Origin of the sequence: Pseudomonas sp. UYEF17 (assembly GCF_040546125.1) — a bacterium.
Classification (GTDB): domain Bacteria; phylum Pseudomonadota; class Gammaproteobacteria; order Pseudomonadales; family Pseudomonadaceae; genus Aquipseudomonas; species Aquipseudomonas putida_Z.
In genome coordinates this window covers 1-16456 of the sequence record NZ_JBEPNE010000020.1, presented here as the reverse complement: position 1 = coordinate 16456, position 16456 = coordinate 1, and the positions used below count along the sequence as shown (strand labels likewise).

17 protein-coding genes are annotated in these 16456 nt (G+C 63.8%); 13 read left to right on the top strand and 4 right to left on the bottom strand.

Annotated features, from left to right (window positions below; genetic code table 11):
* Positions 1-53: 53 nt before the first annotated feature.
* From ABIB24_RS22810 to ABIB24_RS22800, 3 genes are all read left to right on the top strand, one after another.
* Entirely contained in the window at positions 54-1307 is a 1254-nt protein-coding gene (locus ABIB24_RS22810; RefSeq protein ID WP_274078400.1) for an aminotransferase class I/II-fold pyridoxal phosphate-dependent enzyme, read from the top strand.
* Positions 1300-1527, top strand: a complete 228-nt coding sequence (locus ABIB24_RS22805; RefSeq protein ID WP_085588993.1) for a hypothetical protein — start codon at positions 1300-1302, stop codon at positions 1525-1527. The genes ABIB24_RS22810 and ABIB24_RS22805 overlap by 8 nt, the downstream gene beginning before the upstream one ends.
* Before the next feature lie 71 nt (positions 1528-1598).
* Entirely contained in the window at positions 1599-2525 is a 927-nt protein-coding gene (locus ABIB24_RS22800; RefSeq protein WP_085691633.1) for a dienelactone hydrolase family protein, read from the top strand.
* Positions 2526-2535: 10 nt separating this feature from the next.
* Here ABIB24_RS22800 and ABIB24_RS22795 read toward each other — a convergent pair whose 3' ends face one another.
* The 4 genes from ABIB24_RS22795 to ABIB24_RS22780 form a co-directional block, all read right to left on the bottom strand.
* A complete protein-coding gene (locus ABIB24_RS22795) occupies positions 2536-3507 on the bottom strand; it encodes a GlxA family transcriptional regulator (RefSeq protein WP_023663289.1) in 972 nt (323 codons plus the stop codon).
* A 91-nt stretch (positions 3508-3598) separates the two neighbouring features.
* Entirely contained in the window at positions 3599-3940 is a 342-nt protein-coding gene (locus ABIB24_RS22790) for an EscU/YscU/HrcU family type III secretion system export apparatus switch protein (protein ID WP_075045906.1), read from the bottom strand.
* Positions 3937-5493, bottom strand: a complete 1557-nt coding sequence (gene fliK / locus ABIB24_RS22785) for a flagellar hook-length control protein FliK (protein WP_137164516.1) — start codon at positions 5491-5493, stop codon at positions 3937-3939. Before fliK ends, ABIB24_RS22790 begins: the two co-directional genes overlap by 4 nt.
* A gap of 177 nt (positions 5494-5670) precedes the next feature.
* On the bottom strand, positions 5671-8538 hold the full coding sequence (locus ABIB24_RS22780) for a dermonecrotic toxin domain-containing protein (RefSeq protein ID WP_286919661.1): 2868 nt from the start codon (positions 8536-8538) through the stop codon (positions 5671-5673).
* A gap of 408 nt (positions 8539-8946) precedes the next feature.
* Between ABIB24_RS22780 and ccmA the strand changes: the two genes are divergently transcribed.
* Genes ccmA through ABIB24_RS22730 form a run of 10 tightly spaced genes read left to right on the top strand, consistent with a single transcriptional unit; the run spans position 8947 to position 16298 of the window.
* A complete protein-coding gene (gene ccmA / locus ABIB24_RS22775) occupies positions 8947-9579 on the top strand; it encodes a cytochrome c biogenesis heme-transporting ATPase CcmA (RefSeq protein WP_137164514.1) in 633 nt (210 codons plus the stop codon).
* On the top strand, positions 9567-10244 hold the full coding sequence (gene ccmB, locus ABIB24_RS22770) for a heme exporter protein CcmB (RefSeq protein ID WP_502945833.1): 678 nt from the start codon (positions 9567-9569) through the stop codon (positions 10242-10244). Before ccmA ends, ccmB begins: the two co-directional genes overlap by 13 nt.
* A gap of 46 nt (positions 10245-10290) precedes the next feature.
* Entirely contained in the window at positions 10291-11058 is a 768-nt protein-coding gene (locus ABIB24_RS22765; protein ID WP_012273476.1) for a heme ABC transporter permease, read from the top strand.
* Complete coding sequence (gene ccmD, locus ABIB24_RS22760) at positions 11055-11231, top strand: heme exporter protein CcmD (RefSeq protein WP_013973562.1); 177 nt, start codon at positions 11055-11057, stop codon at positions 11229-11231. The genes ABIB24_RS22765 and ccmD overlap by 4 nt, the downstream gene beginning before the upstream one ends.
* Positions 11228-11683 (top strand): cytochrome c maturation protein CcmE, encoded by a 456-nt coding sequence (gene ccmE, locus ABIB24_RS22755; protein WP_019096399.1) that lies wholly within the window; start codon positions 11228-11230, stop codon positions 11681-11683. Before ccmD ends, ccmE begins: the two co-directional genes overlap by 4 nt.
* Positions 11684-11694: 11 nt before the next feature.
* On the top strand, positions 11695-13668 hold the full coding sequence (locus ABIB24_RS22750) for a heme lyase CcmF/NrfE family subunit (RefSeq protein WP_015271186.1): 1974 nt from the start codon (positions 11695-11697) through the stop codon (positions 13666-13668).
* Positions 13665-14201: a DsbE family thiol:disulfide interchange protein gene (locus tag ABIB24_RS22745; RefSeq protein WP_274078396.1), complete on the top strand. Its 537-nt coding sequence runs from the start codon at positions 13665-13667 to the stop codon at positions 14199-14201. The genes ABIB24_RS22750 and ABIB24_RS22745 overlap by 4 nt, the downstream gene beginning before the upstream one ends.
* On the top strand, positions 14198-14686 hold the full coding sequence (locus ABIB24_RS22740; RefSeq protein ID WP_137164513.1) for a cytochrome c-type biogenesis protein: 489 nt from the start codon (positions 14198-14200) through the stop codon (positions 14684-14686). Before ABIB24_RS22745 ends, ABIB24_RS22740 begins: the two co-directional genes overlap by 4 nt.
* Positions 14679-15869, top strand: coding sequence for a c-type cytochrome biogenesis protein CcmI (ccmI, locus tag ABIB24_RS22735; protein WP_137164512.1), 1191 nt, complete (start codon positions 14679-14681; stop codon positions 15867-15869). Before ABIB24_RS22740 ends, ccmI begins: the two co-directional genes overlap by 8 nt.
* A 12-nt stretch (positions 15870-15881) precedes the next feature.
* Complete coding sequence (locus ABIB24_RS22730) at positions 15882-16298, top strand: hypothetical protein (protein WP_025340051.1); 417 nt, start codon at positions 15882-15884, stop codon at positions 16296-16298.
* Positions 16299-16456: the final 158 nt, after the last annotated feature.

Here is a 16456-nt window from a genome sequence, read left to right as displayed (position 1 = left end):
CAATTGCGCATTGTTCAATGCAAACAAGGAGGCGCAAAACCATGCAATCGACCGTGATTGGCCTGGATGATTTCAACGCAACTGATTTCAATGCAACTGGGGCACTGCATGCTCACCGGGTCAGCGACTTGTCCGATGTGTTCTGCGAGCCGTTGGCCATGACGTCCGCCTATACCTTCGCTTCAGCGAAAGAGGCTTGCGAGCGCTTCAGCGGGCAACAGCAGGGCAATGTATACAGCCGCTTCACCAACCCGACCGTTCAAGCGTTTGAAAGCCGTGTGGCGGCGCTCGAACACGCTGAAAGTGCAGTGGCGTTCGCTTCCGGCATGGGCGCTTTCACCGCGCTTTGTCACGCCTTTCTCCAGCAAGGCGACAACATCGTCTGCAGCCGTGACGTGTTCGGCACTACCGTCAATGCCTTCAGCTACTACATGGCCCGCTTCGGGATCGAGGCCCGGTTCGTCGATTTGACAGACCTGGCGCAGTGGAAGTCGGCAATCGACGGCAGGACCCGCCTGGTGGTGTTGGAGTCGCCCTCCAATCCGCTGCTGAAAATCGGTGATATCCGCGCCGTAAGCTTGCTGGCACATGAAAAAGGGGCGTTGCTGGTGGTGGACAACACCTTGCTGACCCCGGTTTTTCAGCGGCCACACACACTGGGAGCGGACCTGGTCATCCACTCCGCTGGCAAGTACATGGATGGCCAGGGGCGCGCATTGGCGGGCGTCGTGACGGGGTCGCAAAGCCTGATGCAGGTGTTGCGGGGTGTTCTGCGTACCTTGGGCATTTCTTGCAGCCCGTTCAACGCCTGGCTGCTGCTCAAAAGCCTGGAAACCCTCGAAGTCAGGATGATGCGGGCACAGCAGAGCGCCTTCGAGCTGGCCCGCTGGCTTAGCCATCAGGAGCTGGTGACCGCGGTGCATTACACCGGCCTGGAGCACCACCCCCAGCATGCATTGGCATGCCGCCAGCAGGACGGCCATGGCGGACTGTTGGCTTTCGAGATCGTCGGGGGCCAGGCCGCAGCCTGGCAATGGATTGACCAACTGCGTTGCGTGGCGCGCTGCACCAACATTGGCGACACCCGCAGCATGGTCACGCATCCAGCCACAACCACACACGGGCGGCTGGACGCACAGGCGCGGCATCAGGCGGGTATCTCGGATGGTTTGATCAGGTTGTGCGTCGGCCTGGAGCGTGTGGACGATATCAAGGCCGACCTGCAACAGGCTTTCCAGGCCGTGTCCTTGCAAACATCCATGGCAGCGCCGGTCGGCCATAACCGGAACGCGGTATTCAATGGCTGAACTGCTCGCTTCAGGATTCGGCATTGGCGTGTTCGCCGTGGGCGTGCAGATCCTTGCATTGATCGCGGTGTATGGCACGGCCTGCGCGAAGGAAGTGCGTTTCTATGCCGTGGCTTTCGCATTGGCGAGTTGCGTGATGGCAGGCATGGCGATGCTCGACCCATTGGCATTCACCCAATGGCATGTCGACGGCCTGGCAGTAATGGCGATGTGCGGATGATGCCGGGCGCCGTCAATTTTCGATAACGGGTGCCGGTTCAACACCCGCTCATGACGTTCAGGGGTAACCAGATGTTCAAAGTAATGGCCATCAGCTTGGTGCTGGGCTGTGCCCTTCAGGTCGCAACGGCTCGGGCTGAGGTCGCTGCCACCAATAGCGGCACCGTTGCCACAGTCAGCAAACGGCTCGTCTCTTTCTATAGTCAGCCACTGCCATCCGCCGGCAAGGCGATACCGATTCGGGTTCCGGCGGTGTTGTCGTTGCCGGCCAAGGCCGCGGGCCCGGTACCGGCTGTGATCATCCTGCATGGCTCGGCGGGTATGGATTCGCGTGGTCCCTTGCATGGCGGTGACCTCAATGCCCGCGGCATCGCAACGCTGGAGTTGGACATGTGGGGCGCGCGCAGGCTCACTGGCGGTGCACAAGGGCGGCCGCCACGCGTGCACGATACCCTGCCGGACCTGGCAGGCGCCCTGGCTTACCTGGCCAAGCAGCCTGGCGTCGACGGCCAGCGCGTGGGAGTGCTCGGGTTTTCCTGGGGGGGCGTACAGGCCATGCTCGCCGCCTCTGCGCCCATCAACGACGAGCTGGAGCAAGCCTCAGGTATTCGCCCCATCTCGATGGCAGCGTTTTACCCCGTGTGCTGGGGTTACAACCATGTGCCAGGTTATACCTTCAAGCATCTGGCCCCGGCTCGCTTGCTGGTGCTGGTAGGCGAAAACGACCAGTACGACGATGACCCGCGTGCCTGCCCGTCGCTGATTTCAAACCTGCCCAGCGAAGACCAGGCGCGTGCGCAGGTGCTGGTTTACCCCGGCGCAGAGCACGGTTTCAACGGGCTGGAGGCCGCCCAGGAGTATCAGGACCCGTTCCTGCACCGTGGTCAGGGCGGCGTGGGGCGTTCGGCACCTGACCCGGCGGCGCGCGACGCTTCGCGCCAGGCCGTGGTGGAGTTCTTCACCGAAAGCTTCGCCCCGACTGCGATAAGCGAGCGGTAGCAGTCGAAATCTAGGCGCGCTCGTGGGCGAGAGCATGGCGAAACTGCAGGGGCGGTTGCGGCATTTCCTGGCGCCATGCCAGGCGAAAGGCATGGCTGCTGCCGTAGCCGCAACGTTCGGCAATCTGTTCCACGTTGAGGTGGCTGCTGCGCAAAAGCTCACGGGCCAGGTCGATGCGTTGGGTGCGCAGGTAGCTCTGCAGCGTTTGACCGGTATTGTCGCGGAACAGCCGCGCCAGGTGCCGGTAGCTGACATTGAACTGGCTGGCCAGTTGTTCGAAGCTGAAGTGGGTACCCAGGTGTGCATCGATGTAGTCTTGGGCCGCATGCACCAACGGGTGGATGTGATTGCGCGCCAGGTCTGCCGCGCGCAGCTGCACATCTTCGCCAGCGCGGCGCCGGTAGATGACCAGCTCCTGCGCCACCTGGTTGGCCACGACCTTGCCAAATTCCAGGCTGACGATGTGCAGTGCCAGGTCAGTTCCGCTGGACACGCCTGCCGAGGTGAACACGCCATCGTCCTCGACGAACAGGCGGTTCTCCAGCACCTTGGCTGCTGGGTAGCGCATTCGAAGCAAATCGACGTAACGATGGTGCGTGGTGCACTGTCGGCCATCCAGCAAGCCAGCTTCGCCCAGCAGGAACGCACCGGTGCATATGGAGCACAGCTTTATATCCGGCGTTTGCCTGACCACCTTCGCCAGCCACAGGGCGGTGGCGGTCAATATCGCTGTTTCGGCGGGTGTCGCAGAGAGCTTGTTGCCCACCACGAACAGCAAGTCCTGCGGTGCGAGCCGCTCAGGCAACTGGTGCAGGCCACTCAGTGTCACGCCCTGAAAACTGCTGACCTGTTGTCTGGCGGCTATGCAACGTACGTTGACCGGTGCCAGCTGGAGTTCTTCGAGGCTCGCCATGATTTGTAGCGGGCCGCCTAGATCAAGGATGTGGGTGCCCGGGAGCAGCAAGAACCAGATGGTACGCATTACAGTATTCCTTACATCGCCAAGCGCCTGACCTTGAACGGCACGTTACCAATATGGCGCAAAAAGGCAATTTGCATGGATACCATGGCGGTCAGGCGCCTTCGCCTCCGGGCAGCCTTCCGAGCAGCGGTGGGGTAGGCCCTGGGGCGGCAGGTTCGTCATCGAAGCCCGCAGGCACTTTGCCCCGCAGGTGCCAGGCAAAGGCGATGATTTCGGCAATGGTCAGGTACAGCGCCTCCGGTATCTGGTCCCCCAGCTCCAGGCGCGCCAGCAGGCGCACCAGCTCGGCATTTTCGTAGATCGGCACCTCGTGCTCGCGGGCCAATGCCAGGATGGCCTCGGCCAGCGCATCGTCGCCCTTGGCGGTGAGGGTAGGGGCTTGCTGCCCGTCGTAGAACAGGGCAATCGCCTGCCGTGCAGGTTGGTGCGTCATGCGTTCTCATCCACCCAGCGTTGTTCAACCCGCGTACGCGGGCCTTGTGGCGGGATACCAGGATGGCATTCCAGATCACCCACATCCAGGCCCCGCGCCAACAGGCGTTCGCGCAAGCTGCCGAGCTGGCTGTCGATCAGCCGGGCTGTCGCCTCGCGTTCCGCCCAAAGCTGGCCACCCAGGCGGCCTTGGCTCAGTTGTGCCTGGACCTGCACCGGGCCAAGGGGCGAGAGGTCGAAAGCCAGCTCGATACGCCACAGGGCTTGCAGCGGGTCGGCTGATTCCTGCTGGCGGTCGGCTTGCTGTTGTGGCGTTTCCTCGCGTTGCAGCTTGACCTGCAACGGGATGAACTCCTGGCCGTGACGGATCGGCACTTCGGTTTGCCAGGTGGTCTGCAGGTTGCCGTTTTCCAGGGTACCGGTTTGTTGCAGGCTGCTCATGGCGTGGCTTTGCAGGCGCGACACGGCAGCGGCGGCCAGGCGCAGCAGTTGTTGCAGGTCGCCTTCGTCTTCCATGGCCTTGAGCAGGCGCGACGGCAGCGGGAATGCGCCCGGCTGCGGCTTGGGGCTGACCCGTTCGAGCATGCCCAGCGCGCTGCGGGCCAGGGTCGGCATGGTTACGGCCAGGCTGGCGGGCGCCAGGTTGGGCGCCCCGGGTATGCTGGCCGGCGCGACGGAGATCAGCCGCAGCAAGTGCGCCTTGAGGTCGGTGGCGACGCTGGCCGGGAGGCCGCCCAGCAGTTTGGCTTCGAGAAAGGTACCGCTGTTGTTCAGGGCTTGGGCCACTGCCTTGGCATCACCCAGTTGCCGGGCTTCCGGCAGGCCCGCCAGCAGGCGTTCGGCGCTGGCTCGCAGTTCGCCATCGGCGCCCGGGTCGCGGGCCACCTGTTGCAGGGCATTGAGCAGGCCGGGCAGCGAAGCCTGGCGGTTTTGCTGGGTCAGCAGCTGTTGGGCAATGCTGAGCTGGTCCTGGCGGCCGCTGAGCGGTACGAAACGCAGCGACTGGTCGCCCTGCACCAGCGCGCTGAGCAGGCTACCGACGGCCAGCGGTCGAGGGCTGTCCACGCTCAGGGTTGCGCCGGCCTGGGCACTGTTCAGCAGGCTGACCAGCGCCCGGTAGACGGCGGGCTGGCCGGGCGCCTGGGCCAGCGCCTGGTTGGTCAGGACCTTGCCCTGCAGCAGGGTGCCGACCGGCACCTTGCTGGTGTCCAGCTGAGTGAGGGTGGCGACCTGGCTGGCGCTGGCCTGCTGCAGCATGATCGCCAGGCGGTTGCTTTCGGTCTGGCTGACCGTGACCTGGCTACCCTGGGGCAGGGGCTGGCTGGCGCTGGCTTGCAGCTGGGTCTGGGTGCCGTTGGCCTGCATCAGCCGCAGCACCAGCTGAAAGTCCTGGCCCACCTGGCGCAACGACATGACCTCGGCCTGCGCGGTCTCGCCGGGGGCCATCAAGCCGGGCTGCGGTTGCGTCAGGCGCAGCAGTTCGCCGGTCATGCCCGCCTTGATGGCCTGGGGGCTGATCGCGGTTTGTGCGCCGAGACTGTTGATTTCACTCATGTAGGGTCTACAACCTTTCGAGCTCGCCTGGTTCGCAGCGTGGCGCTGCGTCTCGTCATGCAGTCCGCCCGTTGTTGCCAGTATAACGGCAGCGCTGACAGCGACTTGAGGCGGGAGCCCGGAAAGCGTGCCGGCCTGGAGCTATGAGCCCCAGGCCGGCACACGTCCAGCGTTGTCTCAGTGATTCAGGTTCCTCCAGGCGAACCCGTTGTTCACTCGCACAACTCGGTTCACGCGGAACAGTGACTGGAGGCTGGCTTGCAGCTCTTCATCAGACACTGGCCTCAGGTCCGCGCCCAGCAGCGTAGGTGTCTCCAGCAGCGGGCAGCTGAGCAGCTTGTATATCTGTTTCATTTGCCGATAAGCAGGTAAGGCCCGGTCAACGACGTGATTGAACATTTCAATACCGGTCAAGTTACTCAGCGCCTTGGCATAGGTGGCGTACTTGGCGCCCCTGGCTCCTTGGGCCGGCCAGTTCTGTTTCTGGCTGAAGAACCCTGGGCGGGTGTCCAGCCGACGTTCCATTTCGTCTATGACCCTGCGCAAGGACGGGTTGCGGGGATGGCTGCCAATTACGCTGGTATTGTATTGCTGATGCGCGCCTCTGAATGGGTTGGAGCTCGGCTGCTCGAGCAATAGGCCCTCGGGCGATGCCTCCAACGGCACATTGCCGATCCAGTCGCTGGGTGCGTGGGCATTGACGATACCTGCCGCCGCAGGATGATCAGACGGTGCCAGCAGGTCATTGTTGATATCCATGTACAAGCCGCCTTCGTGATAGAGCGCATGGTATTTCAATATGTCATTGGCTGCGGTTATGTGTGAGGACCCGCGCTCCGGTCCCTCCATGGCGGCATCGTAATAGCGCTTGGAGTACCCCATTTCGCGGTAGAAACCTTGGTGTTCGAGGGGCAATACCTGCAGGTCGGGAGCGACGCGGGCCAAGGCGCGGCTATTCATGACGAAGGCGTCATAGTTTGCGTTGGACAGGTAAAGAACATGAGCAAAGCCGCTCTCGTTGAGCAGCCTGGAATTGCGGCTGACATGCGCGAGCGACGCCGGCGAGATGGGATCACCGCTGGGCCATAGATGGATCACTCTCTTGGGGATAGGCAGCTGATTTACGTGGGTGACCCTCGGCACTTCGACGGGGAGCGGGAGTTCTATACCGAGACTGCGCAGCGTGCTTTCGCGCATGGCGTTGCTAACGTTGCGAGGGCCGTTGAATGCCGGTTGGTATGTGCGCAACCTAGCGTTCTCGGCGATGAAGCGGGTGGGTGCAGCTTCACCCACATCGCTTGACCTGACAAACGCGTCGGCATTCAGGTCGTAGACAAAGTCCGTTTCCGGATTATGCACATCTATCAGCGTGTCCATGCCCGCATGGGTGGTTTGCCGGCGGATTACTGTTTCGCCTGCATGAGGGGGGAGCGGTTCGACCGGCACCGGCTGCTCGAAGTACGCCTGAAAGTTTCTACCACCCCAGCGGGGTCTTGGTGGCCGGGTTGGGCTGAGCGGGTAGCCGATCTGGCCATTTATCCTGCGAGGGGCAACAAAACCGTCGTATTGTGCCCGGAACAGTTGTTGGCTGCCGGCTCTCAGCTCTCCGAGCAGCGGCGCGGCACACAGTGCACCGAATGCAATGTTGGTGACGCCATCCAGTTTCTCTTGCAGGTTCCTGCCGTTGATCACTTCATCAAGCCCAACGCCGAACTGCGCGATGCCACCAACAGCAACCAGCCATCCCAGCCCGGGCACCAGAAGCGACAGGGGCGCGAGCAGAGTCAGCGTAAGGTTGAGATAACCTCGCCATTTGGCCTTGATGAGGTCGCTGTTGCTGGTGATCAAAAACTGTGCATCTTCGTAGCTGCGCTGTTTGTGCCGCAAGGCGATATGGTCGAACAGGCTGCCCGCTATCACCGGGCTGTAGGTCTCGACCTTGTAGTTGATGTATTGGGGGGACCAGCCGCGCGCTGGAACGATCAGATTGTCAATGTACAGGTAGCGCGTGCCCTGGTAATTGCCCAACCCTTCGAGCGTGGCTTGCAACCCCGAGTAGCTAAGCCCGCTTTGTAGGTCTTCGAGACGGAAATGCGCCATCAACGCCTTGCACTTTTCGGCATCCTTGCACTGCTCTACCAACCAGATTTTCATTGCGCCCTGGTTGGCAAACTCATGCACTGGCGAAGAGTTGCCAGGTATATAGAGCAGGGTCAGGCCTGAGGCCCGATCAGTGAGGCAAGGAATATCCGTAGCGACATAGCCATAGAAGTTGAGCATGCGTGCCTCAACCTGGCCGTCATGCGCGGTTTGCGAGTCATCGTCGTTGGCGATACCGGCCGAGCGCCAGGCCAGCTCGCACCCCGCTTGGCTCAGGCTACCTTCCTCGACCTGCTTGTTGCAGGCGGCGATGAAGTTTACGCGTGCCAGCATGGCGAAATCGTCAAATTGGTGCAGCCAATAGTCGTTCAATTGGGCGATGAACTCGTCATGAAAGTTCAAATTCCAGATGAATTGTTGAAACGCTTGCGTGTCGGTGATGATCTGCGTCTGGCGGTTGTATTGCATGGGCTCGGTCTTGCGGAAGAGCCCTTGATACACCAAATGGTCTTCGATCTCGCCAAAGAGGCCGCCTTGGGGGAGTCGATCGACGATATGCACGTGACCATCGGAAAAGGCCTGAGACCAGCTTTCCTGCGTAAGGCTCCATTCCTTGAAAAGGCCTATGAGGTCGAGGGCGACTAGGGCCGTGGGACGGAGAAGGGGGGCAAGTGAAATGTTCTCCACGCTATTGGATTGATCTTGCCATTTGGACAACAGGGCCTGACTGAGCGGAATTTGCTCAACCACCTGGGCTAGCCAGCCCCCCTCGGGGTTGGGCTTGTAGTGCAAGGTAACTGCCAATGTGGTGTCGGGATCGAGATCGGTTTCCTGAGTCTGGTACCACTGCCTTATTTTTTCGGCGGCGACTCGATCTGGGCGAGGAATCAGGGTGAGGTATTTGCGCGTGTGTTGGGCCGCTGATGGGTGCAAATGAGTTGTCATGTCTTGGACCTGCCATGTGAAGGAGTTGGCATGGTCGAGCCCGGGGCGACAGATCTGGAGGTATGTATTTATTGGCCGGGAGACAGTACACCGGGCATGCTCGCCGCGAGGGTTTGTGCGCCGAGACTATTGATTTCAGTCATGATTGTATACAACCTGTCGAACCCGCCCTCTTGGCAGCGCGGCGGCGCGTGTAATAATGCCGGCCGTCCGTCGTTGCCAGTTAACGGCAGCGAGGGGGGCGACTTGAGATACAGGGCTTCAGGGCCGTGTCGCCTGCTTCGCGGGCATGCCCGCTCCCACAGGGCCTTGCGCAGCTTTCAAGCCTTGCGTGAAACCTTGTGGGAGCGGGCGTGCCCGCGAAGCAGGCGACACCGCTCCGGAACCCTACAAAGATAAGGCGAAACCGTGACCCTTCACCTCCAAGCCGCGGGCCTGGCCTGCGAGCGCGACTGGCGCCTGCTGTTCGAGCACCTCGCTTTCGAGCTGCGGCCCGGCGACATGCTGCAGATCAGCGGCCCCAACGGCAGCGGCAAGACCAGCCTGCTGCGCCTGCTGGCCGGCCTGATGCAGCCGACGGCCGGGCAGATCCTGCTGGGCGGCAAGCCACTGGCCGAGCAGCGCCACGCCCTGGCCAGCATCCTGTTGTGGATCGGCCATGCCGCCGGCATCAAGGACCTGCTCACCGCCGAGGAGAACCTCAACTGGTTGTGCGCCCTGCACCAGCCGGCCAGCCGCGAGGCGATCTGGGCGGCACTGGCGGCCGTCGGCCTGCGTGGTTTCGAAGACGTGCCCTGCCACACCCTGTCTGCTGGCCAGCAGCGCCGCGTGGCCCTGGCCCGGCTGTACCTGGCCAGCCCGCCGCTGTGGATCCTCGACGAACCCTTCACCGCCCTCGACAAGCAGGGCGTGGCGCAGCTCGAGGCGCACCTGGCGGCCCACTGCGAGCAAGGCGGCACGGTAGTGCTGACCACCCACCACACGCTGGAACGCAAGCCCTCCGGTTACCGTGAACTGAACCTGGGGCAATGGGCGGCATGAGCGTATTCATCCTGTTGTTGCGCCGCGAAGCGCGCTTGCTGTTCCGCCGCCCGACCGAGCTGGCCAACCCGTTGGTATTCTTCGCCATCGTGGTTGCGCTGTTCCCGCTGGCAGTCGGCCCGGAAAGCCAATTGTTGCAAACCTTGTCGCCAGGCCTGGTCTGGGTGGCGGCACTGCTGGCGGTGCTGTTGTCGCTGGACGGCCTGTTCCGCAGCGATTTCGAGGACGGCTCGCTGGAACAGTGGGTGCTGTCGCCGCACCCGTTGGCGCTGCTGGTGCTGGCCAAGGTGCTGGCGCATTGGATCTTTTCCGGGCTGGCGCTGGTATTGTTGGCGCCGCTGCTGGCACTGATGCTGGGGCTGCCGAGCCATTGCCTGCCGGTGCTGCTCGGTTCCCTGCTGCTGGGCACGCCGGTGCTGAGCCTGCTGGGGGCGGTGGGCGCGGCGCTGACAGTCGGTCTGAAACGCGGCGGTTTGCTGCTGGCATTGCTGATTCTGCCGTTGTATATCCCTGTATTGATCCTGGGCAGTGGTGCGTTGCAAGCGGCGTTGCAGAATATGCCGGCAACCGGCCACCTGCTCTGGCTCGCCAGCCTGACGGCCCTGGCCGTGACCCTGGCACCCTTTGCGATAGCGGCCGGCCTGAAGATCAGCGTCGGCGAATAACGAGTCCCGGGCTTTCAAGCCCGGCCAATACCCTGGATGTACCCTGATGAAAATAAGCTGGACGTGGTTCCACAAGCTGGGCTCCCCCAAATGGTTCTATGCCATCAGCGGCCGCATGCTGCCGTGGCTTGCCGGCGCTGCCGTGCTCCTGCTGCTGGTCGGCATCACCTGGGGCCTGGCCTTCGCCCCCCAGGACTACCAGCAAGGCAACAGCTTCCGCATCATCTACATCCACGTGCCGGCGGCGATGCTGGCGCAGTCCTGCTACGTGCTGCTGGCAGTGGCCGGGGTGGTGGGGCTGGTATGGAAGATGAAACTGGCCGACGTCGCCTTGCAATGCGCCGCCCCCATCGGTGCCTGGATGACCGCCGTGGCGCTGGTCACCGGGGCCATCTGGGGCAAGCCCACCTGGGGAAGCTGGTGGGTCTGGGATGCCCGGCTGACGTCCATGCTCATCCTGCTGTTCCTGTACTTCGGCATTATTGCGCTGGGCCAGGCAATCAGTAATCGTGACAGTGCAGCCAAGGCCTGTGCGGTACTGGCGATCGTCGGCGTGGTGAACATCCCGATCATCAAGTACTCGGTGGAGTGGTGGAACACCCTGCACCAGGGCGCCACTTTCACCCTCACCGAAAAGCCGGCGATGCCCGCAGAAATGTGGTTGCCGCTGCTGTGCACGGCGCTGGGCTTCTACTGCTTCTTTGGCGCGGTGCTGTTGCTGCGCATGCGCCTTGAAGTGCTCAAGCGCGAAGCGCGCGCCAGTTGGGTCAAGGACGAAGTATTGAACAGCCTGGGGCGGAGGGCCGCACAATGAGTTTCGCCACCTTCGGTGACTTTCTCGCCATGGGCCACCATGGCCTGTACGTGTGGACGGCCTATGGCATCTGCCTGGCAGTGCTGGCGCTGAATGTCGCCGCGCCCGTGCTGGCCCGCCGTCGCTACCTGCAAGATGAGGCGCGCCGTTTGCGCCGGGAGAACAACCAGTGAATCCGCAGCGCAAGAAACGCCTGTTGCTCATCGTCGGCCTGCTGGTCGGCGTCGGGGTTGCCGTCGGCTTTGCCTTGAGCGCATTGCAGCAGAACATCAACCTGTTCTACACCCCGACCCAGATCGCCAACGGCGAAGCGCCGCTGGACACCCGCATCCGCGCCGGCGGCATGGTCGAGAAAGGTTCGGTGCAGCGTTCGTCCGATTCGCTGGACGTGCGCTTTGTGGTCACCGACTTCAACAAGTCGGTGCCGATCACCTACCGTGGCATCCTCCCCGACCTGTTCCGCGAAGGGCAGGGCATCGTCGCCCTCGGCAAGCTCAACGCCGATGGCGTGGTGGTGGCCGATGAAGTACTGGCCAAGCACGACGAGAAGTACATGCCGCCCGAGGTCACCAAGGCCCTGAAGGAAAGCGGCCAGGCCGCCACCGGCGGGGAGGCCAAGCCATGAACGCGGCGCTGGTGATCCCCGAACTCGGCCAGCTGGCGATGATCCTGGCCATCTGCTTTGCCGCCGTGCAGGCCAGCGTGCCGCTGCTGGGCGCCTGGCGTGGCGACAGCCTGTGGATGAGCCTGGCGCGGCCGGCGGCCTGGGGCCAGTTCGCCTTCCTGGCCTTTGCCTTCGCCTGCCTGACCCATGCCTTCATGACCGACAATTTCTCGGTCGCCTATGTGGCCAGCAACTCCAACAGCGCCTTGCCCTGGTACTACAAGTTCAGTGCCGTGTGGGGCGCCCACGAAGGTTCGCTGCTGCTGTGGGCGCTGATCCTCGGCGGCTGGACCTTTGCCGTATCGGTGTTCTCGCGGCAGTTGCCGCAGGTGATGCTGGCCCGCGTGCTGGCGGTAATGGGCATGATCAGCGTGGGCTTCCTGAGCTTCCTGATCATTACCTCCAACCCGTTCCAGCGCCTGCTGCCGCAGGTGCCGACCGATGGCCGCGACCTCAACCCGCTGTTGCAGGACTTTGGCCTGATCGTCCACCCGCCGATGCTGTACATGGGCTACGTCGGGTTCTCGGTGGCCTTCGCCTTCGCCATCGCCGCCTTGCTCGGTGGCCGCCTGGACGCCGCCTGGGCGCGCTGGTCGCGGCCCTGGACCATCGTTGCCTGGGCCTTCCTCGGGGTTGGCATTACCCTGGGCTCGTGGTGGGCCTACTATGAGCTGGGCTGGGGTGGCTGGTGGTTCTGGGACCCGGTGGAAAACGCCTCGTTCATGCCCTGGCTGGTAGGTACGGCGCTGATCCACTCGCTGGCGGTGACCGAGAAGCGCGGGGTATTCAAGAGCTGGACCGTGCTGCTGGCGATTGCCGCGTTCTCGCTGAGCCTGCTGGGTACCTTCCTGGTGCGCTCCGGTGTGCTGACCTCGGTGCACGCGTTTGCCGCCGACCCGTCGCGGGGCATTTTCATCCTGATCTTCCTGCTGTTCGTGGTCGGTGGTTCACTCACCCTGTTCGCCCTGCGCGCACCGGTGGTCAAGAGCCAGGTCGGCTTTGCCCTGTGGTCGCGCGAGACGCTGCTGCTGGCCAACAACCTGGTGCTGGTAGTGGCGGCCTCGATGATTCTGCTCGGTACCCTGTACCCGCTGGTGCTCGATGCGCTGACCGGGGCCAAGCTGTCGGTCGGCCCACCGTATTTCGACGCCTTGTTCCTGCCGCTGATGGCACTGCTGATGGTGGTGCTGGGCGTGGGCGTGGTGGTGCGCTGGAAAGACACCCCCGGCAAATGGCTGGCCAGCATGATGACCCCGGTGCTGCTCGGCAGCGCCATCCTCGCGCCGGTGGCGGGCTTTATCGTCGACGACTTCGACTGGCCGACCCTGACCGCCTTTGCCCTGGCCGCCTGGGTGGTGCTTGGCGGGCTGCGCGACATTCTCGACAAGACCCGCCACAAAGGCCTGCTCAAGGGCCTGCCCGGGCTGGGGCGCAGCTACTGGGGCATGCAGCTGGCGCACCTGGGCCTGGCGGTGTGCGCGCTGGGTGTGGTGCTGTCGAGCAACAACAGCGCCGAACGCGACCTGCGCATGGCGCCGGGCGAGAGCGTGGAACTGGGCGGTTACCACTTCCTGTTCCAAGGTGCCCGGCATTTCGAAGGGCCGAATTTCATCTCCGACAAGGGCACCGTGGTGGTCAGCCGCGACGGCCGTGAAGTGACCACCCTGCACCCGGAGAAACGCCTGTACACCGTGCAGCAGTCGATGATGACCGAAGCCGGCATCGACGCCGGCTTCACCCGTGATCTGTACGTCGCCCTTGGCGAGCCGCTGGAGAACGGTGCCTGGGCGGTACGCGTGCATATCAAGCCTTACGTCCGCTGGATCTGGCTGGGCGGTCTGCTGACCGGCCTGGGCGGGTTGCTGGCGGCCCTCGACCGGCGCTATCGCGTCAAGGTCAAGACCCGGGTGCGTGATGCCCTGGGCGTGTCTGGAGCAGCTGCATGAAGCGTTGGATCATGGTAGTCCCCCTGGCGGTATTCCTGCTGGTGGCGGTGTTCCTCTACAAAGGGCTGTTCCTCAAGCCCGACGAGCTGCCCTCGGCAATGATCGGCAAGCCGTTCCCGGCGTTTTCCCTGGCCTCGACCCAGGGCGACCGTACCCTGACCGAGGCCGACTTGCGGGGCCGCCCGGCACTGGTCAACGTGTGGGCCACATGGTGCCCGTCGTGCAAGGTCGAGCACCCCTACCTGAACCAGCTGGCCCACCAGGGCGTGGTGATCCATGGCGTCAACTACAAGGACGACAATGCGGCGGCCCTGAAGTGGCTGGCCGAGTTCCACAACCCGTACCAGCTGGACATTCGTGACGAGCAGGGCAGCCTGGGCCTGGACCTGGGCGTGTACGGCGCGCCGGAAACCTTCCTGATCGATGCCAAGGGCATCATCCGCTACAAGCACGTGGGCGTGGTCGATGCCACGGTCTGGCGTGAGCAGCTGGCGCCGCTGTACCAGGGCCTGGTCGACGAGGCCAAGCCATGAAGCGGGGGCTGGCAGCTGCCGTGCTGGGGCTCTTCATGGGGTTGAGCCTGGCAGGCGTGGCCAAGGCGGCCATCGACACCTACCAGTTCCGCGACGATGCCGAGCGTGAGCGCTACCAGCAGCTGACCAAGGAGCTGCGTTGCCCCAAGTGCCAGAACCAGGACATCGCCGACTCCAACGCGCCGATTGCCGCCGACCTGCGTCGGGAAATCTTCCGCATGCTCGGCGAGGGCAAGAGCAACCAGCAGATCGTCGACTTCATGGTCGACCGCTATGGCGACTTCGTGCGCTACAAGCCGGCGCTCAGCGGGCGTACCTGGCTGCTGTGGTTTGGCCCGGGGATTTTGCTGGCCGGTGGTTTCGTGGTGCTGGCGCTGATCGTGCGCCGGCGCCGCGGTGCGGCCGTGCAGGGCGCCAATGAGTTGTCCGCCGAAGAACACGAGCGTCTCGCCAAATTGCTGGAAAAAGAACAGACCCATGATTGAATTCTGGCTTAGCGCGGGCCTGCTGCTGCTCGCTGCCCTCAGCTTCCTGCTGATCCCGATCCTGCGTGGCCGTGGCCGCCAGCAGGAAGAAGACCGCACCGCCCTGAACGTGGCCCTGTACCAGGAGCGCGTCGCCGAACTGGCTGCCCAGCAGGCCGCTGGCGTGCTCGACGAGGCGCAGATGGCCAAGGGCCGTGACGAGGCCGCCCGTGAGCTGCTGGCGGATACCGAAGGTGCCGAGGCCCCGCGCCAGGGGCACCTGGGCAAGGCCCTGCCGTTGCTGGCGGCGCTGCTGGTGCCGCTGCTGGCATTGGGGCTGTACCTGCATTTCGGCGCGGCCGACAAGGTGGAGTTGACCCAGGAGTTTGCCGAAGCGCCCAAGTCGATGGAAGAAATGACTGCCCGCCTGGAGCGGGTGGTGCAGGCCCAGCCGGATTCGGCCGAGGCCGTGTACTTCCTGGGCCGAGCCTACATGGCCGAGCAGCGCCCCAGCGACGCCGCGCGTACCTTCGAGCGCGCCGTGGCCCTGGCCGGTCGCCAGCCCGAATTGCTCGGGCAGTGGGCCCAGGCGCTGTACTTCGCCGCCGACAAGAAATGGAGCCCGCAGCTGCAGGCGCTGACTGACGAGGCGCTGAAAGCCGACCCCAACGAAGTGACCAGCCTGGGCCTGCGTGGTATCGCTGCCTTCGAGGGCGAGCGTTACCAGGAAGCTATCGATTACTGGAAGCGCCTGCTGGCGCAGCTGCCGGAAGGTGATACCTCGCGTGCGGCGCTGCAGGGCGGTATCGACCGCGCCGCGGAGCGCCTGGGTGGTTCGCCGGGGCAGGCTATGGCGCCCGTGGCGGCTCGCTTGAAGGTGCGCGTGGAACTGGCGGCGGCGTTGAAGGACAAGGTCAAGCCGGACGACACGGTGTTCATCTTCGCCCGTGCCAGCAATGGCCCACCGATGCCGCTGGCAGCCAAGCGGGTGACCGTGGCGCAGTTGCCGATCGAGGTGGAGTTGTCCGATGCTGACGCCATGATGCCGCAGATGAAACTGTCGGACTTTGCCGAAGTCCAACTCGTTGCACGTGTATCACGCGCTGGCCAGCCAACCCATGGCGAGTGGATTGGCCAGGGCACGCCACTGCCCAGCGCCACCCAGGCCATCCAGCACCTGACCATCGACAGCCCCGACCCGTAAGAGAGCAATGCCATGCACAGCATCGTCCGCCTGACCCTGATCACCCTGGCCCTGGGTTTGTCTGCGTGTACGGTGCATGAGCCGTACGAGCAGCCCGAACCACCGATCGAGCGCCTGCCGCCGCCGGGGCCGGCGGTAAAGCCCTTGCCGGACAGGCAACCGGCCCCCGCGCCGAGCAAGCCTGCGGCCACGCCCAAGCCGATGCCACGCACCTCGGCCAGCTTCGCGCCGCCACCTGGCGGGGCGAGCCATTGGGACCCGAAGCTGGGTGTGTATGTGCTGGAGAAGAAACCCAATACCTTCTACCGCCAGCGGACCTACTACCGCTTCGACAACGGCTGGAGCTGGTCGCTGAGCCCGGATGGGCCGTGGCAGGAGACTGACAGCAGCGGTGTGCCGGGTGGTCTGGGGCGTGCGTTCGCCCAATAATTGCAACGTTGCCGTTGCCGTTGCCGTTGCCGTTGCCGTTGCTTTTGCTTTTGCTTTTGCTTTTAAGCGCGCGATAGTTCAGGCGCCGCCGATTGCGACTTCAGGAGGCCGAGCGAAGGGACTGCGGAGGGAGGTGACGGGCATGGATGCCCGTCAAG

Bases quoted from the DNA above. Each gene is read 5' to 3' on its own strand.
- ABIB24_RS22805 (WP_085588993.1), top strand. From the start codon at position 1,300: ATGGCTGAACTGCTCGCTTCAGGATTCGGCATTGGCGTGTTCGCCGTG.
- ABIB24_RS22800 (WP_085691633.1), top strand. From the start codon at position 1,599: ATGTTCAAAGTAATGGCCATCAGCTTGGTGCTGGGCTGTGCCCTTCAG.
- ABIB24_RS22795 (WP_023663289.1), bottom strand. From the start codon at position 3,507: ATGCGTACCATCTGGTTCTTGCTGCTCCCGGGCACCCACATCCTTGAT.
- ABIB24_RS22790 (WP_075045906.1), bottom strand. From the start codon at position 3,940: ATGACGCACCAACCTGCACGGCAGGCGATTGCCCTGTTCTACGACGGG.
- fliK (WP_137164516.1), bottom strand. From the start codon at position 5,493: ATGAGTGAAATCAACAGTCTCGGCGCACAAACCGCGATCAGCCCCCAG.
- ABIB24_RS22780 (WP_286919661.1), bottom strand. From the start codon at position 8,538: ATGACAACTCATTTGCACCCATCAGCGGCCCAACACACGCGCAAATAC.
- ccmB (WP_502945833.1), top strand. From the start codon at position 9,567: ATGGGCGGCATGAGCGTATTCATCCTGTTGTTGCGCCGCGAAGCGCGC.
- ABIB24_RS22765 (WP_012273476.1), top strand. From the start codon at position 10,291: ATGAAAATAAGCTGGACGTGGTTCCACAAGCTGGGCTCCCCCAAATGG.
- ccmD (WP_013973562.1), top strand. From the start codon at position 11,055: ATGAGTTTCGCCACCTTCGGTGACTTTCTCGCCATGGGCCACCATGGC.
- ABIB24_RS22745 (WP_274078396.1), top strand. From the start codon at position 13,665: ATGAAGCGTTGGATCATGGTAGTCCCCCTGGCGGTATTCCTGCTGGTG.
- ABIB24_RS22740 (WP_137164513.1), top strand. From the start codon at position 14,198: ATGAAGCGGGGGCTGGCAGCTGCCGTGCTGGGGCTCTTCATGGGGTTG.
- ccmI (WP_137164512.1), top strand. From the start codon at position 14,679: ATGATTGAATTCTGGCTTAGCGCGGGCCTGCTGCTGCTCGCTGCCCTC.
- ABIB24_RS22730 (WP_025340051.1), top strand. From the start codon at position 15,882: ATGCACAGCATCGTCCGCCTGACCCTGATCACCCTGGCCCTGGGTTTG.